We start from the raw sequence: 383 nt of genomic DNA, 5'->3' as shown, positions 1-383 counted from the left end.
GACAGATTCATACCCAAATTTACCCACATACGACGCAAGAGAAAGGACCCCAAGATGGGGAAAATTAGCCCAGTCAGTATGCTGAACACCTTTTGCAACTGATCCTTCACCACTTTCAAGATTCGCGAAAAAATCGTCTGAATTAGCGGGATTAACAAAAACCACTATATTTCTCATAACCACCCTCTCCACAAAATAAATGAATTAATAACAAAATGCAGAGAGGTTGGAAAAAGGAAAAAATTAAGGTATGATATTAGTTTAACTCATGCATGAGATCTCACATGAAGCAACCACCACCTCTCTACGCCCTTAGAGCATTCGAAATGGCCGCTAGATTAGGCTCTTTTACAAGAGCAGCTGATCATTTATGCCTGTCGCAA

At 40.2% G+C, this 383-nt stretch carries 1 protein-coding gene; it reads left to right on the top strand.

All coding sequences use genetic code 11. The annotated features are described in order from the left end of the window. Window positions 1–272: 272 nt before the first annotated feature. Window positions 273–383, top strand: a 111-nt coding sequence (locus tag HUS62_RS22670; RefSeq protein WP_404936084.1) for a LysR family transcriptional regulator, incomplete at its 3' end; no start/stop codon positions are given.

The sequence above is a fragment of the Pseudoalteromonas sp. 0303 genome (assembly GCF_013349995.1).
Classification (GTDB): domain Bacteria; phylum Pseudomonadota; class Gammaproteobacteria; order Enterobacterales; family Alteromonadaceae; genus Pseudoalteromonas.
The sequence above is the reverse complement of the archived record's forward strand: the minus strand, read 5'-3'. Positions and strand labels throughout refer to the sequence as shown.